This is a genomic window from Gordonibacter sp. An230 (assembly GCF_002159915.1).
Taxonomy (GTDB): domain Bacteria; phylum Actinomycetota; class Coriobacteriia; order Coriobacteriales; family Eggerthellaceae; genus Rubneribacter.
This window is the reverse complement of sequence record NZ_NFJP01000028.1, coordinates 30658-49505: the sequence shown is the minus strand read 5'-3', so window position 1 is coordinate 49505 and position 18848 is coordinate 30658. Positions and strand designations below refer to the sequence as shown.

Below are 18848 nucleotides of genomic sequence, written 5' to 3'. Positions count from 1 at the left end.
TCGCCCCCCCCCCCCCCTTTTTTTTTCGCATGCTTTGGACGACCTGCGGGCTGCGGAAAAGGGAAGGTGCTCGTCTCTTCCGTATCGCCCGTCATCGGGGCGAAGGTGCATACCTTGATCGAGCGGGCGTGGACGTCGAGTCCGACGAAAGTGATAGGATTGGCCATAAGGAAGCCCCTTCCATGAATGCGGCGTGGCCGCTGGCGGTTTGGACATCCTCCATTGTCGGCCTAATCCGCGGATATGCATGCAGGAAGGGCTTCCAACTTTTTATGTCCTGCTCATATCGTCTTGGGGGGGGGTAGATTGGGGCATGGTGAGAGTTTTAAGCGGTTCGAATACACGTGCCTTCTGCGCGATGCCGACCGGTTTTGCCTTTCTGCTGGTTCTTGCTGGATGTTGCGAGGGAGCTGCAAAGGTGGATTTTAACGATAGGCATTTAGAGACGAATGAGCAAGGGGGCCCTCTTTTCATATGACGGTTTTGGGGAGGAGGATCTGGTACGGCGATCATTCATGCTACTGGGAGAATCCTTTCTATCGATTGCGATAAAGGGTTCGTTGAAGTTGCCGGATTCGAGCCTCCTGTCGTTAAGAAGATTGGCCCTCCGACGCTCGTTTTTGATTAAGGCAAGCCTCGATCAATCAACGATGGCATGCTATCGACCGATTTGCTTAACGTGGGCCCATGCATTGCCGTTGACTTTGGCTGGGCTCAAAATGAATCGATTCTTGTCGCGAGCATATATACAAAATGGCAATAAGCGGCAGAGGCAGAGGCGTGGAGCTCTGTAGCCGCTTTCGTTGCTGGAAAGCCTCACGTTGAGGGTCATTCGAGACAATGCTTTGCCCTCCTCTAGACTCTTGAGCTAAATGATTGAAATTACTATCATCTTGACGGGTAATCGCAATCGTCGAAAGAAGGGCGCCCCATGATCGACAAAACCGCGTTTCGCAGCTTGAGCTACGGCCTCTACCTCGTTTCCGCTTCGGATGGCGAGCGTCGAGCCGCCTGCGTCGCCAATACATTTCAGCAGGTCACGTCTTCGCCATTGCAGGTGAGCGTGGCGCTAAACAAGGAGAACGCCACCACCGGTGTCATTGCCGACTCGGGCCGGTTCGCCGTGTCGTGCTTGGCGCAGGACGCCGCTATGGGGCTTATCGGCATGTTCGGCTTTAGGTGCAGCCTCGATGTCGACAAGCTGGCTGCATGCGAGACGGGCGTCGATGGGGCAGGCGTCCCCTACGTCTCCGAGCAGTGCGTCGCACGGTTCTCCGTGCGCGTCGTGCAGACGGCGGACCTCGGCACGCACGTCCTCTACGTCGGTGAAGTGGAGGAGGCGGAGGCGCTGTGCGACGGCGAGCCGATGACCTACGCGCACTACCACCTGGTCAAGGGCGGCAAGACCCCGCCGAAGGCGTCGAGTTTCCTGCCCGAGGAGCCCTCCGAGGACGCGGGCGGCGTTGCGGGCGCGGATGCGTCGAAGCCGAGGTTCGGTTGGCGTTGCACGGTGTGCGGCCATATCGAGTACGCCGACGAGCTGCCCGACGACTTCGTCTGCCCTGTCTGCGGGGTGGGCAAGGACATGTTCGAGCGCATCGAGCTGTAGGGGCGCTTTGCTTCGCGCGTGCGGGAGCGGGGTCGGGCGTTGGGCTCGGCCTTGCTCCCGCGTTATTTCTCCCAAGCGAGGAAGGCCCAGGTGACGATGCGCGGCTCGCGCAGACGCAGGGCCTTTTCGGGGATGCCTTTCTTGTCGGGCCGTCCCGCGCGCTCGTTGGGAACGAGGTTGTCGGCGAGCCATGCGCGCAGGCGGACGAGCGCCGCGGCGCGCTCCCTTTCGCCGACGAGCGCTGCGGTGGCGTCGTTCGCCATGCGGGCGAGCGCGTCGTAGGCCTCGTCGGAGGAGTCGAACGTGTCGGTGCGCGCGCTGTCGATGTAGGCCACCTCGGGGCGCAGCCCTTCGTTCGCCAGGATATTGAAGGCGTAAAGATAGTCGCGGCCGAGCACGCTTTTGAGGCCGATGGCGTTGAGGATGCGCTCGTCGGTGCGCGGGGAGGTGCCTGTGGCGAGCGTGACGCACACGCGGCGGCGCGCCACGTCGGTGAGGCGCAGAAGCGAGTCTTTGAGGTCGGCGGTCGCCACGGAGCGCGAGGCTATGGCGACATCCGCCGAGCCGGGATGCACGCCGAAGCTGGGCCAATCGTCCTCCCAGCTCATTTGCTTGAGGGTTACGGTGCGGACGTCCTCTCGGTCAAGCGCCGCCCGCAGCTGGTCGAGCATGCCGCGCGAGAAGTCGGCCGCCACCACCTCATGGCCTTGCTTTCCGAGCGGCACCGACAGCGCGCCCGTGCCGCAGCCCATGTCGAACACCGTCTCGCCCGGCTCGATCCCGGCCAGTTCGAGGAACCGTTCGACGTAGGGGTTCGGCGCGTCTTTCGTGGAGAACGTGGCGGCGCGCTTGTCCCAGTAGCCGGCGTCGTCGAATCGGCGTCGCTTCTGCTGGAGCCGCTTCCACTCGTCGTTCCAATCGCGGGCGGTCAGCTGGAACTCGGCGGGTTCGGACGTGTTGTTTTCGGGCATGGGAGGGCCTCTCGCTTCGCTGGTTGCCGGCATCGGCTACTATGGTAGCGAAAGGCGGCGCCCTTGTGCGCGCGAACCATCGAATTTATTCCGAAACGAGGAGCATCCATCCCATGCACGTCGAACTGCTGTACCACACGCCCGACCCCGAGCGCGCGATCGCCACGGCGGCGCGCCTGTGCTACGCGCCCGTCGGCGCGGCCGAGCTCATGGAGACGATGCCCGAGGAACGCGTGAGAAGCGTGCTGTCCACCATCATGGGCAGCGGCCATTTCTCCACGCTCGAGCACGCGAGCTACACCTTTGCGGTGGACGGGGTGTCGCGCGCGCTCACGCACCAGCTGGTGCGCCACCGCATCGCCAGCTTCAACCAGCAGAGCCAGCGCTACGTGAGGTTCACGGACGGCCTGGCCACGGTGAAGCCCGAGAGCGTTGCAGCGAGCGAAGAGGCGAGCGCGGTGTTCGACGAGGCCATCGAGGCCGCCATCTCCGCGTACGAGAAGCTGCTGGACATGGGCGTGCCCGCAGAGGACGCGCGCTACCTTCTGCCTAACGCGGCCGAGACGAAGATCGTCATCACCATGAATGTGCGCGAGCTGCTGCACTTCTTCTCCTTGCGCTGCTGCAACCGTGCGCAATGGGAGATCCGCGCTATGGCGCACCGCATGCTGGAGTTGGCGCGGCCCACGGCGCCGTTCATCTTCATGGACGCCGGCGCGCCGTGCGTCCGCGGCACTTGCCCTGAGGGGAAGATGACGTGTGGAAACCCGTATCCGCGCGTGAAGAGGAGCTGACGTGGCCGGGCGGAAGAGCGACCTTTCGCGCGCGTTCTCTGAGGACGGCGCGCTCAAGACGCACGTCGGCGGCCAGGCGCTCATCGAAGGCGTCATGATGCGCGGCAAGCGCAACTGGTCGGTGGCCGTGCGCGAGCCGAACGGCGGCATCTACGTGGAGGAACATGACCTTCCCGGCCCGAAGGGCGGCGCGGGCTGGCTGCGCTGGCCGCTTGTGCGCGGGTGCCGCGCCATGGTCGAGTCTTTGGTGCTGGGGTACAAGGCGCTCGAGATCGCGGCGCTGCATGCGTTCGGAGAAGAGGAGTCCGACGAGCCCGCAGGTCATGTCCTTGCGGATGGCGAACCTGCGTCCCATCCCATTGCGCCCGCCGATGGGCTTGCTGGTTATGGGGATCCCTCCGCGGGCGCGAAGAGCGAGGCCGCTGGCGACGGGGGTTCCTCCGCAGACGCAAGGATTGAGGCCGCTGGTGACGAGCGCTCCCCTGCGGGCGCGAAGAGCGGGAGCGTCGGCGACGGGAACGAGAGCGCGGCCCCTTCGCAGCCCCTTTCGACGTCCCCGTCCTTCTCCTGGAAAGACGACTTCGGGCGTCCTGACACGATGATCGACGCGCTCGGCGCCCAGCGCGCGCTCGAAGTGGTCGAGGAGCCCGAGCCTCGGCCCGAGAAGGGGTCCGACGCATCTGGGGAGGCGGAGTTCGGCAAGAGGGAGATGGCGGTTTCCATGGCGCTCGGCCTCGTGCTGGGCGTGGTGCTGTTCATCGCGGCACCGGCTTTTCTCACGAATCTCATCGTGGGTGAGTACGACTCGAACACGCTTCTGTGGAACGTTGTGGACGGTCTTCTGCGCGTGGGGGTGTTCGTGCTCTACCTCTGGCTCATCGGGCGCATGTCCGACATCAAGCGCATGTTCGGCTACCATGGCGCCGAGCACAAGGCTATCCACTGCTACGAGCACGGGCTTCCCCTCACGCCCGAGAACGCGCGCAGCTTCCCGCGGCTGCACGTGCGCTGCGGCACGGCGTTCCTCATCATGGTGATGATCATCGCCATCTTCGTGTACACGGTCACGCCCATCAACGGTCTCATCGAGCTGTGGGGCGTGCCGGACGGGGCGCCGAAGCTTCTGCTCGTCATCCTCGCGCGCATCCTGCTCATGCCCGTCATCGCCGGTGTCTCCTACGAGATCACCGTGAAGTGGGCGGGAACCCGTCCCGAGAACCCGCTTGTGAAGGTGGTGCTGTGGCCCGGTATGCAGATGCAGTACCTGACCACGAACGAGCCTGACGACGGGCAGATCGAGTGCGCCATCGCCGCTATGGAGCGCGTGCTCGAGCGCGAGCGCGCCGAAGAGGGGAGCGTCGTCGGGCGCGCTTCGACGGACGGATCAGAGAGGGCCCCTGCTGTCGCGTAGGGCCATTGGCTCAACGGGTCGGGCGCGGTCTTCGTCGCCGCCGGGCTCTCGATTCGAGGCTTCGTGCTCTCAACGATCCCGTCAGACACTCGTGAACTGCTTGCCACCTGGGAAGACGATGCGGATGCTAAGCTTGCGTCGATGCGAGGCCGGACTCGGCCGAGCGCTCTGTCGATGCTGGCCGACCACGACGCCCTCCGGCGATCACGGCCTCGAAACCCAGGGAGGCGCACGTCGTGGATCAGGCGATCTCGGTGAAGGATATTCGGAAGAGCTTCGGTGCGGTCGAGGCGCTCAAGGGTGTGTCGCTTGAGGTGGCCGAAGGAGAGAAGGTCGTCGTGATCGGCCCGTCCGGCTCGGGCAAAAGCGTGCTCATCCGCTGCGTCAACGGGTTGGAGACGCCGGATTCAGGCTCCATCACGGTGGAGGGCATGGACCTCGCCGACCGGCACGTGAACGCACGCGCCCTCGCCCGCGACGTGGCCATGGTGTTCCAAAGCTACAACCTCTACCCGCACAAGACCGTTCTGGAGAACGTGACGCTCGCGCCCGTCAAGGTGCTCAAGGTGCCGCGCGAGCGGGCCGAGCGCGACGGACGCGCCTACCTCGAGCGCGTGGGCCTCTCCGACAAGGTGGACAAGTACCCCGACCAGCTCTCCGGCGGCCAGCAGCAGCGCGTGGCCATCGCCCGCGCCCTCAACATGCATCCCAAGATCATGCTGCTCGACGAGCCCACGAGCGCGCTCGATCCCGAGATGGTGCAGGAGGTGCTCGACGTCATCAAATCGCTCGCCGAGACGAACATGACCATCGTCATGGTCACCCACGAGATGGGCCTGGCGCGCGAGGCGGCCGACAAGGTCGTGTTCATGGAGAACGGCCTGGTGGTGGACCAGGGCACGCCGCACTACCTGTTCGACGAAACCGACAACGCTCGCGTCAAGAGCTTCCTGTCGAAGATCCTGTGAGGCTGTGGGGATGAACGGAGCGAATAAGGCGATGGAGCCCAGGGTGCACGGCGTTCGCGAGCCGGCGCATCCGTTTAGCGGCATCGAATCCAGCATGCATGGGTTGACGGTCCCTTCTGCGAAAATGTGCGGGGAGGACGGGCTTGCCGCCTCCTCGTTCTCCCGTCGTTCGTTCGTGCGTCTCGCGGGTCTTGCGGGTGCCTCGTTCGCGTTCTTCGGGCCGCTCGCCCTCTCGGGCTGCGCCGCAGACCCGAACGTGCTGCGCGTGGGCACGAAGATCGACGTGCCGGGCTTCGGCTTCCAGAACCCCGAGACGGGCAACATCGATGGGCTCGAGGTGGACATCGCGCGCGAGCTGGCCCGCCGCATCAAGGGAGACCCGAACGCGCTTAAGGTGACCGGCGTGAACGTCACCACACGCGGGGCGATGCTCGATAACGGCACGCTCGACGCGACGCTGGCCACGTTCACCATCACCGAGGCGCGCAAGAAGAGCTACAACTTCTCGCGCCCGTACTACACCGACCACATCGGCGTGCTGGTGAAGAGGTCCTCCGGCATCACCGACCTGGCGGGCCTCGACGGCAAGACCGTGGGCGTGGCGCTGTCGGCCACGACCCGCGACAAGCTCACCGCCGCGGGCGACGAGATCGGCATCCATATGAAGTTCGCCGAGTACTCGACGTATCCCGAGATCAAGATCGCGCTCGTCACCGGGCGCGTTGATGCGTTCTCGGTGGACCGCTCCATCTTGAACGGCTACGTGGACGACTCCACCATGCTCTTGGACGCGCAGTTCGCGCCGCAGGAGTACGGCGTGGCCACGAAGAAGTCGAACACCCAGCTGGCCGACCAGATCGACGCGGCCATCGCCGCGATGCAGGATGACGGCACGCTGACCGCGTTGCAGGAGCGGTGGGGCCTGTCCACCGAGGCGCCCGGCGCGGACGGAAGCGAAGGAGGCGCGTCCCATGCTTGATATCTTCGCGCCCTACAAATGGGAGGCGCTGTTCGAGCGCTGGCCCGACATCCTGGCCGCGTTCGGCACCACGGTGGGCATCTCCGCGCTCGCGCTCGTCATCGCGCTGGCGCTCGGCATCGTGTTCGGCGTGCTGTCCGTGTCGCGCATCGCGCCGCTGCGCTGGGTGACCCGCGTGTACGTGGAAGTGGTGCAGAACGTGCCGCTCCTTCTTCAGGTGTTCGTGTTCTACGCCATCTTCCCGCTGCTGGGGTTCTCGCTTGCCGCGTTCTGGATCGGCGTCCTGGCCATCGGCATCTACCACGGCGGCTACATATCCGAGGTGGTGCGCAGCGGCATAGGGTCCATCCACCGCGGGCAGTTCGAGGCGGCGAAGAGCCAGGGCTTCTCGTACTGGCAGTCCATGTTCGTGATCATACTGCCCCAGGCCATCCGCATCATCATGCCGCCCTTGGCCGTGCAGGCGGCGAACCTCGTGAAGAACACCTCGGTGCTGGCGCTCATCGCGGGCGGCGAGCTCATGTACTTCTCGAACTCGTTCGCCGGCGCCACGAGCTACTACGGCCCCGTGTACGTGGTGGCGGCGCTGCTGTACTTCGTCATCTGCTTCCCGCTGTCGCGTCTGGCGCTGTACCTCGAGCGCCGCACGCGCTCGCATAGGCATCTGGCCACGGGCGATGCCACCGAGGCGCTGGCCGAGGACGCGCTCGAGGTCACGCCGGGCACGCACGACATCACCGGGCGCGCGGCGGCCGACGCGCTAGCCGGCGGCGTGGGCACCATGTTCGAGACGGTGGACATCGCCCCGGCGCGCCAGGCCCCCTCGCCGCGCCACCCGCTGCACGTGCTGGGGGACGAGGCGGACGGCCCGGCCGAGCGCGGGCCGATGGAGCAGGCGTTCACCGGCCGTGTGGCCGCCGAGATCGCCGACGAGATAGGCCGCGAGATAGCGCAGGAGATAGCCGAGGAATGCGGCGACGACGAGGCCTGCGCGGCGCGCGTGATGCGCACGAAGGCCGGGCGCGTGAAGGCGCACCGCCGCCTGGAGCGGCGCGCGGTCGCGCGCCGCGGGGTGGAAAGCACGGTCGCCGGCAAGGCCGAGGCCGGCGCCGCAGCGCCCGCGTCGCCGGATGCCGTGGCCGAGGGCGTGCGCGACCTGGGAGCGAGGCGCTCGCCGGAGGCCGACGAGGCCTTGGCCTCGCGGGCCGAGACGGCCACGAGCGACCGCATCACCCGCGACGTGCGCAAGCGCGTCGACGGCGCAGCCGGCGCGCTCGAGGCCGATGCGCAGCGCGCGCCGGCCGAGGCTGCCGGCGCAGAGGACATGCCCGCAGCGAGCCGCCGGCGCTCCGACGAGCACGACGAGGCCGAGCTGGGGGCGGAGGCCTTCCTCGACAACGACTACGTGTCCGGCGAGCTGGACGCGCCCGCGGAGCGCGCCGCGCATGTGCGCGCGCCGCACGACGAGGCCGACTTCGATGCCGAGAGCGAGGATGCGGCCGCGCGCCACGATCGCCGCGAGCGTCGCAGCGGCGACGAGGAGGCGAGGGAATCCAGCGGGCCGGAAACGGTCGTGCCCGAAGACGTGGACATGGAGGCGTTGGCCGGCATGGCCGCCCGCGCGGCCGACGATGCCGCCGCGCGCATGGAGCGCCTGCGGCGCGAGGGCCTCGAGGGCCTTGGCAAAGACAAGCGAGGGGAGGGCAAATGAGCGACATAGCCGCCCTATTCACCTGGGTGAACATACGCTTCCTGCTGCAGGGCCTGGGCATGACGCTGCTGATATCCGCGTTGGCTATCCTGTGCTCGGTGGTGCTCGGCACCGTCATCTCGGTCATGCGCACGTCGAACAGCCGCGTGCTGCGCGGCGTGGCCACGGTCTACGTCGAGATGTTCAAGAACACCCCGCTGCTTTTGTGGATCATGTTCACGTTCTTCGTGGCGCAGCTGCCGCCCATCGGCGCCGCGGTGCTCGCGTTCACGCTGTTCACCAGCGCGAGCGTGGCCGAGATCGTGCGCGGCGGCCTGGCGAGCGTGCCGTTCGGCCAGTACGAGGCCGCGAAGTCGCAGGGCTTCTCCACCATGCAGACGTACCTGCTGATCATCCTGCCCCAGGCGCTGCGCAACATGGTGCCCGCACTGCTGTCGCAGTTCGTCACCACCATCAAGGACACGAGTTACCTCTGGGGCGCCATGGCGCTGCAGGAGCTCATGGGCCGCGGCATGATACTCATGAACAGCTACAACTCCACGGTGCAGATCTTCGCCATCTTCGGCATCATGGCGCTCATCTACTTCGTCGTGTGCTTCACGCTCTCGCAGATCGTGCGCGCCTACCAGCGCCGCCTGAAGGAGGCGCGCACGGCCTAGAGGCGTGACAAAGGGACGGATGTGACGGTGGGGCGGCACGGAGATGGGGATGATGCCTCGTTTTCGGAGGTTTCGCAGGGTCGCGCCTCATCGAGAAAGGGGATATGCTCCTTTTTGCCATGCGGGCGCTTCGAAGCCCCTACTGTGCGAGCGCCAGGTACGGCAGGTACGCCTGCGCGCTCTCGGGGACGGCGAAGGTGACGTTCTGCCCGTAGGCCGAGACGGTGATGTAGCCTGGGTCGTCGTACGTGGTGATGGAGCCCTCAATGCCGGCGTAGACGCCGTCGAGGGTGGAGACGGGCTGTGCGTCGCCGGGCAGAGGCGCGGCCTTCCAGCTATCGATGGCGAGGTCGTCGATAGCCGCGTCGAGCTCGTCGCCGTACAGCCCGGTGGCCGCGGCGATGCCGTCTCGATTCGCCTGGATCACGTCTTTCACCCGGTCTTTCAGCCCGCTGGCGTCGATGGCGGCGTTCGTTGCCGTCGCCTTTGCGCCTTCGACGGCATTCGAGAGCGGGCCAGGAAGCGCGCCCGATCCCGACAGGGCGAGCACGCCCGTTGCTCCGACGACGATCACCGCGAGCGCGAGGAGCGCTCCGAGCACCTTCTTCATGGCGGCATCTCCTTTCCGTCCCGGGCATTTGCGCAGGGAAGCCGTTGAGCTTCGGCGACATCGCGCGTCCGCTGCGAAGAAATGCATGTTTGGACTGCGTTTCCTCCCTTCCAGCCTACTTGATGCTGCGCTGCCGCGCAAAAACCCCTCGGCATCTTCAGCGGACGGTTACGAAATCACCATCCGATCTTCGGAATCCGCGCCAGCGCACCGCGTTTTTCCGGCTTGAGCCAATTTCCGCCGTTTCCGGGCAAAATCGTGTATGCTTACGTCTGCCGCGCGCAAACGGCGCGGCGCGCGCTTATGCGCGCCATCCCCGCACACGTTAATAAACTATCGGGGCAGCCGTGTGAACGATAGGGCCGTGGGAGTCGGCCGCAAGGACAGGAGGGAACGGCGTGAAGCTGGTGGTAACCGAGAAGAACGACGCGGCGCAGAAGATCGCCGATCTTTTGGGCGCGAAAAGGCCGAAGGCGGACAAGGTGTACTCCACGCCCGTATACCGCTTCGAGGTGGACGGAGAGGAATGGGTGACCATCGGCTTGCGCGGCCACATCCTGGAGCCCGACTTCACCCCGACCATGGTGTACAAGAAGCGCGGTGGCTGGCAGGGCGTCACCGAGGAGGGCGAGACGTATCCCGCTGAGTTGCCCGACACGCTGCCGAAGCCCCCGTTCAAAAAGAAGAAGCCTTTCACCGAGGACGGCGTTGAGCTCAAGTCGTGGAAGATGGACGCGCTGCCCTATCTTGTATACGCTCCCATCAAGAAGCTGCCGAAGGAAAAGGAGATCATCCGCTCCCTCAAGAACCTTGCGAAGAAGGCCGACTCCGTGGTCATCGCCACCGACTTCGACCGGGAAGGCGAGCTCATCGGCTCGGACGCGCTCTCCTGCATCCGGGAGGTGAACCCGAAGGCGCCGGTGTCCCGCGCGCGGTACTCCGCGTTCACGAAGGAGGAGATAACGCACGCGTTCGGCAACCTCGTGGACGTGGACGACAACCTGGCAAGCGCCGGCGCATCCCGTCAGGACATCGATCTGATCTGGGGCGCGGTGCTCACGCGCTATCTCACGCTCGTGAAGTTCGCGGGCTACGGCAACGTGCGCTCGTCCGGTCGCGTGCAGACGCCCACGCTCGCCCTCATCGTGGCGCGCGAGCGCGAGCGGCTGGCGTTCAAGCCGGAGGACTACTGGGTGATCAAGGGCGCATTCGACGCCGACGCGCAGACGGGCCCCACATCCGGCGAGGGCCCCGGCGCGTTCGAGGCGCCGCATGCCACGGCGCGCTTCAAGGCCGAGGTCGAGGCAAGCGCGGTCATGGCGCGCGTGGAGGGAGCCACCACCGCCCGCGTGTCGGGCGTCGAGAAGAAGAAGCGCACGGTGGCTCCGCCAGCACCCTTCAACACCACCTCGCTCATGGCGGCCGCATCCGCAGAGGGCCTCTCGCCGGCGCGCACCATGCGCATCGCCGAGAGCCTCTACATGGACGGCTACATCTCCTATCCTCGCGTGGACAACACCGTGTACCCCTCGTCGCTCGACCTCGCCGAGACGGTGCGCACAATCGCCGGCAACCCCGCTTACGCGCCGTACTGCAAGGAGCTGCTGGCCAAAGGCAAACTCAAGGCAACGCGCGGCAAGAAGGAGACGACCGACCATCCGCCCATCTACCCCACGGCCAAGGCCACGCCCGACGACCTCGCCCCTGCCGACTACAAGCTGTACAACCTCATCGCGCGGCGCTTTCTGGCGACGCTTTCGGAGGCGGCCGTCGTCGAGGGCACGAAGGTGTCGCTCGACGTGAACGGCGAGCCATTTCAGGCCAAAGGCGACGTGTTGGTGCACCCGGGCTTCCGCGCCATCTACCCCTACGGTCTGAAGAAGGACGAGCAGCTGCCCGCGCTCGCGGAAGGCGAGACGATCACGTTCAACGGCGCCACCTGCACGAAGAAGCAGACCGAGCCGCCTGCGCGCTACAGCCAGGGCAAGCTCATCCAGGAGATGGAGAAGCTGGGCCTGGGCACGAAGTCCACGCGCCACGCCATCATCGAGCGCCTCTACACGGTGAAGTACATCCAGAACGACCCTATCGAGCCAAGCCAGCTGGGCATGGCCGTGTGCGACGCTCTCGATAAGTTCGCGCCGCACATCACGCATCCCGAGATGACGGCCGAGCTCGAGGAGGAGATGGACAACATCGCCGAGGGCCGCACGACCAAAGACGAGGTGGTGTCCACGTCGCGCAGCCTCCTCGCAGAACAGCTGGCGAGCTTGCTTCCGCACTCCGAGGAGGTGAAGGACGCGCTCGCCGACGCCGTGGCGGCCGACGCCTACGTGGGGCCGTGCCCCAAGTGCGGCAAGGACTTGCAGCTGCGCGCGAGCCAGAAGACGCGCGGCATGTTCATCGGCTGCGCCGGCTGGCCCGATTGCGACGTCACCTATCCGCTGCCCAAAGGCAAGGTTGAGGCTGTGGAGGAGAAGTGCCCTGCCTGCGGCATGCCGCAGGTGAAGGTGACGGCCTTCAGGAGCAAGCCGCGCACCGTCTGCATCGATCCGAACTGCGCGACGAACAAGGAGCCCGACGTGGTGGTTGGCGAATGCCCCGCATGCAAGGCTGCCGGCAAGAAGGCGAACCTCGTGGCGCAGAAAAACCCGCGCACTCTGAAGCGCTTCATTCGTTGTGAGAACTACGAGGAGTGCGGCACGGGCTATCCGCTGCCCCAGTATGGAAAACTCGAGGCCGCAGGGGAGATGTGCGAGCATTGCGGCGCACCCATGGTGATCGTGACCACCGCGCGTGGGCCTTGGAAGCTCTGCCCCAACTTCGACTGTCCCGGCAAGGCTCAGGACGAGAACGAGAAGGCGGGCGGGAAGACGGCGCCTGCGCGCGCCGGCTCGCGCAAGGCTCCGGCCGGGAAAGCGTCCTCGAAAGGGGGCCGAGGGGCGGCCAAATCATCTCCTCGGAAATCCTAACCCCCCTCCTCCCTCTCTGACCTTCCTGTACGCCTTCGGCCCGGTCGCGGCTCTTCGCCGCGCCGGGCCGTTTGCATGATCGAGCCCTTCGCCCCTGCGCTCTTCGTCGCGAACCTCCGCTGCGCCCGCGAGAGTCGCTTGCCGTCCCGTTGGTTTAGCGGGAGCGCGCCGATCGTTCTTTTGCGCTTCCTCCTCCGCCCCTTTCCGCAGCGGCGTCGGCGCAACCCGGCATGCCGCCTGCCCCCCCCCCTCCTTTTTTTGATCGCGTTCGTCGCGCCTTGCATCATGGGTCTTTCGCAAAATCGCCCCTTCTTTTCCCGGCTTCCGCTCCTGTGCGGATAACACCCTATTTCATCAGGTAAAACACACAAAACGCCACTCGGGGGTGTAGACGCTCCGCGCTCTCGAAACGCATGATGAGAAACGCTGCGTACCCGAGGAGAGAGGAGAGGGCCCATGGCAGAAACGAAGTCGTTTGGCCAAAAGACCGCCGCAGCGAGGGCCAAGCAGAAGAAGGGGGATCCGAAGAAGGAGGTGAGCTGGCCCAAGCTGATCGTGGCCGCGCTCGTCGGCATCGCCATCTGGTTCATCCCCGTGCCTGCGGGTCTCGAGGTGCAGGCGTGGCATCTGTTCGCCATCTTCGTGGCGACCATCGTGGCGCTCATCATAAAGCCGATGCCCATGGGGGCTATCGCCATCGTGGCCATCGCCCTGTGCGTGCTCACCGGGGTGACATCCCTGGCCGACGGGCTGTCCGGGTTTTCGAACTCCACGATCTGGCTCATCGTCATCGCGTTCTTCATCTCGCGCGGCTTCATCAAGACGGGGCTGGGATCGCGCATCGCCTACTTGTTCGTGAACAAGTTCGGAAAGAAGACGCTCGGGCTTTCCTACGCCCTGACGGCCACCGACCTCGTGCTGGCTCCGGCCATGCCCTCGAACACCGCCCGCGCCGGCGGCATCGTGTTCCCGCTCGTCCAATCGCTGTCTCACACGTTCAAGTCGCGTCCCGACGACGGGACCGCCAACCGCATCGGCGCGTTTCTGCATCTGACGGCGTATCAGGTGGACATGGTCACGTCGGCCATGTTCATGACGTCGATGGCCGCAAACCCGCTGGTCGTGCAACTGGCGGCCGAGGCAGCGGGGATCGAGATCACCTGGGTCGGCTGGATTGTGGCGTCCATCGTGCCCGGCGTCATCTCGCTTATCGTGGTCCCGGCGGTCATCTACCGCCTTAGCTCTCCCGAGGTCAAGGAGACGCCCGACGCGTCCGAGATGGCCAGGGGCAAGTTGGCCGAGATGGGCCCCATGACCTTGCCCGAGAAGAAGATGATCGTCGTGTTCGTCCTCGTGCTCGTGCTGTGGATCGCAGGTTCGAGCATCGACCTCGATGCCACGACCACCGGTTTCGTCGGTTTGGGCGTGCTGTTGCTTTCGGGCGTGCTCACCTGGGACGACGTTAAAAGCGAGAAAGGCGCGTGGGATACGCTCGTATGGTTCTCCGCGCTGGTGATGATGGCCGGGCAGCTCAACACCCTCGGCATGATCCCGTGGTTCGGCGACCTCATGGGCGGCATGGTGGGCGGCATGAACTGGATCGTCGCACTGCTCGTCCTAGGGCTTGTGTACTACTTCTCGCATTACCTGTTCGCCAGCCAGACGGCGCACGTCACCGCCATGTACGCGGCTTTCCTGACCGTGGCGGTGGCGGCGGGCGCACCCCCTATGCTTGCGGCGCTCATCTTGGGCTTCTTCAGCAACCTGAACGGCGCGCTCACGCACTACGCGTGCGGCCCCGCCCCCATCTTCTTCGGCCCGGGCTACGTTTCCCAGGGCAAGTGGTGGTCGACCGGGTTCGTCGTCTCGGTGGTCAACATCGTCATTTGGATGCTTGTCGGCGGCATCTGGTGGAAGGTGCTCGGCCTGTGGTAGCGACCTTGCGGGGCGCAGTGCCGGACGGGGCTTTGGGAAGGGGGCTTCGTCCGGTTCGACCGCAGGCCATCGGATGAATCTTCGGAGAGAAAAGGAGAGAGGCATGAAGGAAATCGGTGTCGAGCAGATCACCTCGGAAGTGAAGCGCCTCTGCATCAAGGCAGCGTGCGATCTGCCGGTGGACGTGGAGAAACTCATCGTGCACGCCGCGCAGACCGAGGAGTCGGACTTCGGCAGGTACGCCATGGAGAAGGTGTGCCGCAACGTGAAGATCGCCCGCGAGAACGAGGCGCCCATGTGTCAGGACACCGGCATGGTCATCGCGTTCGTGGAGATCGGCCAGGACGTGCACATCGTAGGAGGCCTTTTGGAAGACGCCATCAACAAAGGCGTGTCCGAAGGCTACGTCGACGGCTACCTGCGCAAGTCAACCGTGATCGACCCTGTGCTCAACCGCAAGAACGCAGGCGACAACACGCCGGCCATCGTGTACACGACGCTCGTCGCGGGAGACGAGCTGCGCATCACCGTCATGCCGAAGGGCGCCGGCAGCGAGAACATGAGCAAGCTCAAGATGCTCAAGCCGGCCGAGGGCCTCGAGGGCGTGAAGCGCTTCATCGTCGACGCGGTGGTGGGCGCCGGCGGCAATCCCTGCCCGCCGACCATCGTGGGCGTGGGCATCGGCGGCAACGCCGACAAGGCCATGCTTTTGTCGAAGGTGGCGCTGCGCCGCGAGGCCGGCGCCCCGAACCCCGATCCAGCCTACGCCGAGCTCGAGCGCGAGCTTCTGAGGGAGATCAACAGGTCGGGCGTGGGGCCGCAGGGCTTCGGTGGGCGCAACACGGCGCTCGCAGTGCAGATCGAGACGTATCCCACCCACATCGCCACGATGCCCGTGGCCGTCACGCTCAACTGCCATGCTGCGCGCCATAAGGAGGTCGTGCTGTAGGCGCGGCGCGCGACGAGGTTTCCGAACAGGCTCGAACAAGAGGAGAGAAATCATGGCTGAAGCAAAGCAGGTCGTCACTCCGCTCACCGACGACGTGGTGAGGTCGCTCAAGTGCGGCGACATGGTCAACGTCACGGGCGTCATCTACACCGGGCGGGACGCGGCCCACAAGATCATGGTCGAGATGCTCGAGAAGGGCGAGCGGCTGCCCGTGGACTTCCAGGGCCAGGTCATCTACTACGCAGGCCCCACGCCGGCCAAGCCCGGCCGCGTCATCGGATCGTGCGGCCCCACGACCTCCGGGCGCATGGACGCGTACTCGCCCGCGATGATGGAGCAGGGGCTCAAGGGCATGATCGGCAAGGGCCCGCGCTCCAAGGAGGTGGTCGACGCCATGGTGAAGAACAACGTGGTGTACTTCGCGGCCATCGGCGGCGCGGCGGCGCTCATCGCCGACAGCGTCAAGGAATGCGAGGTCGTGGCGTTCGACGACTTGGGCCCCGAGGCCATCCGCTGCCTGCGCGTGGAGAACTACCCCTGCATCGTGGCCATCGACTCCGAGGGCAACAACCTCTACGAGCAGGGCGTCGAGCAGTACAAGATCGCCGAATAGGGGACGGGGATGCAAACGTACGACATCGTCATCGTGGGGGCGGGAGGCGCCGGCATGGCGGCCGCCCTCAACGCCAGCAAGGACCCTTCGCTGAGCGTGGCCGTCCTGTCCAAGGTGTTCCCCACCCGCTCCCACACCGGCGCCGCCCAGGGCGGCATGAACGCGGCGCTCGCGTACCGCGACCCGGGCGACACCGTGGAAAGCCACTTCTTCGACACGGTCAAGGGCAGCGATTACCTGGCCGACCAGGACGCCGTGGAGTTCTTCGTATCCGGCATGCCGGAGCTTGTGCTGGAGCTCGAGTCGATGGGCGTGCCCTACTCGCGCGACGAGAAGGGCCGCATCGCCCAGCGCCCGTTCGGCGGCGCGTCGAGCCCTCGGTGCTGCTACTCGGCCGACAAGACGGGGCACGTGGTGCTGCACGCCCTGTACGAGAACTGCGTGAAGAACGGCGTGCATTTCCTCGAGGAGTTCAACCTGCTCGACATCGCGGCCGCAGACGGCCAGCTGCAGGGGATCGTGGCCATCGACCTGCGAAACGGCGAGATCGTGTCGTTTCGCGCCCGCGCGGTGGTCATCGCCTCGGGCGGGTTCGGCCGCGTCTACTGGACGCGCACCACGAACGCCACGAACATGACCGGCGACGGCGTGGCAGCGTGCCTGCGCGCGGGCATTCCCGTGAAGGATCCCGAGTTCGTGCAGTTCCATCCCACCGGGCTGGCCTCCACGGGCGTGCTGCTTTCCGAGGCGGCGCGCGGCGAGGGCGGCATCCTCGTCAACAACAAAGGCGAGCGTTTCATGGAGCGCTACGCGCCCGACAAGATGGAGCTCGGTCCGCGCGACCTCGTGTCGCGCTCCATCGAGACGGAGATCAAGGAGGGGCGCGGGTTCGGCGAGGGCATGAAGAGCTACGTGCTCATCGACCTGCGCCACCTCGGAGCCGAGAAGATCCTCGAGCGCCTTCCTCAGGTGCGCGAACTGGCCATGAACTTCGAGGGCGTCGACATGATCGAAGAGCCTGTGCCCATCCGCCCGTCGAACCACTACATGATGGGCGGCATCGACGTGATCGATTACAAGACGTGCGGCACGGCCATCGACGGGCTGCACGCTGCCGGCGAATGCAGCTGCATCTCGGTGCACGGCGCGAACCGCCTTGGCGGCAACTCGGTGTCCGAGGTCGTGTTCTTCGGCACCCAAGCCGGCAAGGCGGCGGCGCAGACGGCCCATCGGCGGCAGCTGGGCGCCACCGACCGCCTGGAGGAGCTCGAGGCCCGCTGGAGCGAACGCTTCGATGCCCTGCGCTCGAAGAGCGAAGGGGCGAGCCTGTACGGCATCCGCGACCGCATGGCCAAGGCCATGTGGGACGGCGTGGGCATCTTCCGCGACGGCTCCTCCATGGAGGAGGCCGAGCAGGTGGTGGACGAGTGCCTGGAGGCCTACCGCGACGTGGTCATCGGCGACGGGTCGCGGCGCTACAACACCGCCTTCATGAACTACGTCGAGGTGGGCAACGTGCTGCAACTGGCCAAGACCGTGGTCATGGGCGCCCGTGCGCGCACCGAGACGCGCGGCGCGCACTCGCGACAGGACTGCCCGTCCCGCGACGATGCGAACTTCCTCAAACACACGCTCGTGGGCCTCGGCGGCGGCGCCTTCGCGGTCGACTACCGCCCCGTGGCCGTCACGAAGTTCCAGCCGCAGGAGAGGAAGTACTGATGGAGACGATCACCTTCAACATCAAGCGTTTCGACGGGGAGCGGACCTGGAACCAGGAGTACCGCCTCCCCCGCGAGACGAGCACGCTTCTGGGGTGTCTCACGAAGATACGCGAGGAGCAGGACCCCACCTTGAACTTCACGAGCAACTGCCGCGCCGCCATCTGCGGCAGCTGCGCCGTCCAGGTGAACGGCAGCGCGTTTCTCGCCTGCGAGACGCAGCTCGACGCGCTTCTGGACACCTACCAGACCACGACGCTGTACCTGGAGCCGCTCAACCACTTCCCGGTCGTCCGCGACCTCGTGGTTGACTTCGGCCCGGTGGAGAAGGGCATGCGCAAGGTGGACGCCTGGCTGTGCCCGTCGAAGGAGCGGCGCGACCATCTGCAGTCCGAGGCCGACTTCCGCAAGATAGCCAAGCCCGCCGACTGCATCCTGTGCGGCGTGTGCGTGTCGGAGTGCCGCGAGCTCGCCTACGACGACGGCACGTACCTGCCGCCGGCCATGATGAACAAGGCCTACCGCTTCGAGCGCGACTCGCGCGACGGCGAGCGCGGCAAGCGCGTCTTGGCCGCGTTGAAGAACAACCTGTGGAAGTGCATCCACTGCGAGCAGTGCTCCTCGAAGTGCCCGAAGAAGATACCCGTGGCCGACGAGGTGTCGTACTTGCGCCGCCGCGCCGTCGCCCTCGGCGAGACGAAGAGCGAGGGCGCGCGCCACGCGTTCTCGTTCTACGACGACGTGCGCGCAACCGGCCTTCTGAACGAGACGATGCTCGCCTTGCGCACCGAGGGACCGGCCAAGACCGTCGCCAACCGCACGCCCTTCGCGATCCGCATGGTGGCGGCTGGCAAGATGAACCCGCTGCACGCCCCCAAGCCGGTGCCGGGGATCGAGAGCGTGCGCAGGCTCTACGAGTTCTCGCAGAAGATGGAAAAGGAGGCCTAGC

15 protein-coding genes are annotated in these 18848 nt (G+C 65.8%); 13 read left to right on the top strand and 2 right to left on the bottom strand.

Annotated features, from left to right (window positions below; translation table 11 throughout):
• Positions 1 to 931: 931 nt before the first annotated feature.
• Complete coding sequence (locus B5F40_RS13010; RefSeq protein ID WP_087194710.1) at positions 932 to 1609, top strand: flavin reductase; 678 nt, start codon at positions 932 to 934, stop codon at positions 1607 to 1609.
• Between the two features lie 62 nt (positions 1610 to 1671).
• On the opposite strand, the gene B5F40_RS13005 is transcribed toward B5F40_RS13010, so the two are convergent.
• Complete coding sequence (locus tag B5F40_RS13005; RefSeq protein ID WP_087194709.1) at positions 1672 to 2580, bottom strand: class I SAM-dependent methyltransferase; 909 nt, start codon at positions 2578 to 2580, stop codon at positions 1672 to 1674.
• 113 nt (positions 2581 to 2693) lie between these two features.
• Between B5F40_RS13005 and thyX the strand changes: the two genes are divergently transcribed.
• From thyX to B5F40_RS12975, 6 genes are all read left to right on the top strand, one after another.
• The gene (gene thyX, locus B5F40_RS13000; protein WP_087194717.1) at positions 2694 to 3374 is read left to right on the top strand and encodes an FAD-dependent thymidylate synthase; all 681 of its coding nucleotides are present in this window, start codon (positions 2694 to 2696) and stop codon (positions 3372 to 3374) included.
• Position 3375: 1 nt separating this feature from the next.
• Entirely contained in the window at positions 3376 to 4785 is a 1410-nt protein-coding gene (locus B5F40_RS12995; protein WP_087194708.1) for a DUF1385 domain-containing protein, read from the top strand.
• Positions 4786 to 5021: 236 nt separating this feature from the next.
• Positions 5022 to 5753 (top strand): amino acid ABC transporter ATP-binding protein, encoded by a 732-nt coding sequence (locus B5F40_RS12990; protein WP_087194707.1) that lies wholly within the window; start codon positions 5022 to 5024, stop codon positions 5751 to 5753.
• Positions 5754 to 5784: 31 nt separating this feature from the next.
• Positions 5785 to 6732 carry a transporter substrate-binding domain-containing protein gene (locus tag B5F40_RS12985; RefSeq protein WP_239443056.1) on the top strand — a complete coding sequence of 316 codons (948 nt, stop codon included), beginning with the start codon at positions 5785 to 5787 and terminating at the stop codon, positions 6730 to 6732.
• Positions 6725 to 8443 carry an amino acid ABC transporter permease gene (locus B5F40_RS12980; RefSeq protein ID WP_087194706.1) on the top strand — a complete coding sequence of 573 codons (1719 nt, stop codon included), beginning with the start codon at positions 6725 to 6727 and terminating at the stop codon, positions 8441 to 8443. Before B5F40_RS12985 ends, B5F40_RS12980 begins: the two co-directional genes overlap by 8 nt.
• On the top strand, positions 8440 to 9102 hold the full coding sequence (locus B5F40_RS12975; protein ID WP_087194705.1) for an amino acid ABC transporter permease: 663 nt from the start codon (positions 8440 to 8442) through the stop codon (positions 9100 to 9102). Before B5F40_RS12980 ends, B5F40_RS12975 begins: the two co-directional genes overlap by 4 nt.
• 139 nt (positions 9103 to 9241) lie before the next feature.
• Here the strand turns inward: B5F40_RS12975 and B5F40_RS12970 are convergent, their stop codons facing one another.
• The gene (locus B5F40_RS12970; RefSeq protein ID WP_087194704.1) at positions 9242 to 9712 is read right to left on the bottom strand and encodes a hypothetical protein; all 471 of its coding nucleotides are present in this window, start codon (positions 9710 to 9712) and stop codon (positions 9242 to 9244) included.
• A 398-nt stretch (positions 9713 to 10110) separates the two neighbouring features.
• Between B5F40_RS12970 and B5F40_RS12965 the strand changes: the two genes are divergently transcribed.
• The 6 genes from B5F40_RS12965 (at position 10111) to B5F40_RS12940 (ending at position 18847) form a co-directional block, all read left to right on the top strand.
• On the top strand, positions 10111 to 12684 hold the full coding sequence (locus tag B5F40_RS12965) for a DNA topoisomerase I (RefSeq protein WP_087194703.1): 2574 nt from the start codon (positions 10111 to 10113) through the stop codon (positions 12682 to 12684).
• A 456-nt stretch (positions 12685 to 13140) separates the two neighbouring features.
• On the top strand, positions 13141 to 14619 hold the full coding sequence (locus B5F40_RS12960) for an anion permease (RefSeq protein WP_087194702.1): 1479 nt from the start codon (positions 13141 to 13143) through the stop codon (positions 14617 to 14619).
• A gap of 103 nt (positions 14620 to 14722) precedes the next feature.
• Entirely contained in the window at positions 14723 to 15568 is an 846-nt protein-coding gene (locus B5F40_RS12955; protein WP_087194701.1) for a fumarate hydratase, read from the top strand.
• Between the two features lie 52 nt (positions 15569 to 15620).
• A complete protein-coding gene (locus B5F40_RS12950) occupies positions 15621 to 16181 on the top strand; it encodes a Fe-S-containing hydro-lyase (RefSeq protein WP_087194700.1) in 561 nt (186 codons plus the stop codon).
• Positions 16182 to 16190: 9 nt separating this feature from the next.
• Positions 16191 to 17900: an FAD-binding protein gene (locus tag B5F40_RS12945; RefSeq protein WP_087194699.1), complete on the top strand. Its 1710-nt coding sequence runs from the start codon at positions 16191 to 16193 to the stop codon at positions 17898 to 17900.
• Complete coding sequence (locus B5F40_RS12940; RefSeq protein WP_087194698.1) at positions 17900 to 18847, top strand: succinate dehydrogenase/fumarate reductase iron-sulfur subunit; 948 nt, start codon at positions 17900 to 17902, stop codon at positions 18845 to 18847. Before B5F40_RS12945 ends, B5F40_RS12940 begins: the two co-directional genes overlap by 1 nt.
• The last annotated feature ends 1 nt before the right edge of the window (position 18848 follow it).

Bases quoted from the DNA above. Each gene is read 5' to 3' on its own strand.
- B5F40_RS12960 (WP_087194702.1), top strand. From the start codon at position 13,141: ATGGCAGAAACGAAGTCGTTTGGCCAAAAGACCGCCGCAGCGAGGGCC.
- B5F40_RS13010 (WP_087194710.1), top strand. From the start codon at position 932: ATGATCGACAAAACCGCGTTTCGCAGCTTGAGCTACGGCCTCTACCTC.
- B5F40_RS12945 (WP_087194699.1), top strand. From the start codon at position 16,191: ATGCAAACGTACGACATCGTCATCGTGGGGGCGGGAGGCGCCGGCATG.
- B5F40_RS13005 (WP_087194709.1), bottom strand. From the start codon at position 2,580: ATGCCCGAAAACAACACGTCCGAACCCGCCGAGTTCCAGCTGACCGCC.
- B5F40_RS12980 (WP_087194706.1), top strand. From the start codon at position 6,725: ATGCTTGATATCTTCGCGCCCTACAAATGGGAGGCGCTGTTCGAGCGC.
- B5F40_RS12940 (WP_087194698.1), top strand. From the start codon at position 17,900: ATGGAGACGATCACCTTCAACATCAAGCGTTTCGACGGGGAGCGGACC.
- B5F40_RS12955 (WP_087194701.1), top strand. From the start codon at position 14,723: ATGAAGGAAATCGGTGTCGAGCAGATCACCTCGGAAGTGAAGCGCCTC.
- B5F40_RS12985 (WP_239443056.1), top strand. From the start codon at position 5,785: ATGGAGCCCAGGGTGCACGGCGTTCGCGAGCCGGCGCATCCGTTTAGC.
- B5F40_RS12950 (WP_087194700.1), top strand. From the start codon at position 15,621: ATGGCTGAAGCAAAGCAGGTCGTCACTCCGCTCACCGACGACGTGGTG.
- thyX (WP_087194717.1), top strand. From the start codon at position 2,694: ATGCACGTCGAACTGCTGTACCACACGCCCGACCCCGAGCGCGCGATC.
- B5F40_RS12970 (WP_087194704.1), bottom strand. From the start codon at position 9,712: ATGAAGAAGGTGCTCGGAGCGCTCCTCGCGCTCGCGGTGATCGTCGTC.
- B5F40_RS12975 (WP_087194705.1), top strand. From the start codon at position 8,440: ATGAGCGACATAGCCGCCCTATTCACCTGGGTGAACATACGCTTCCTG.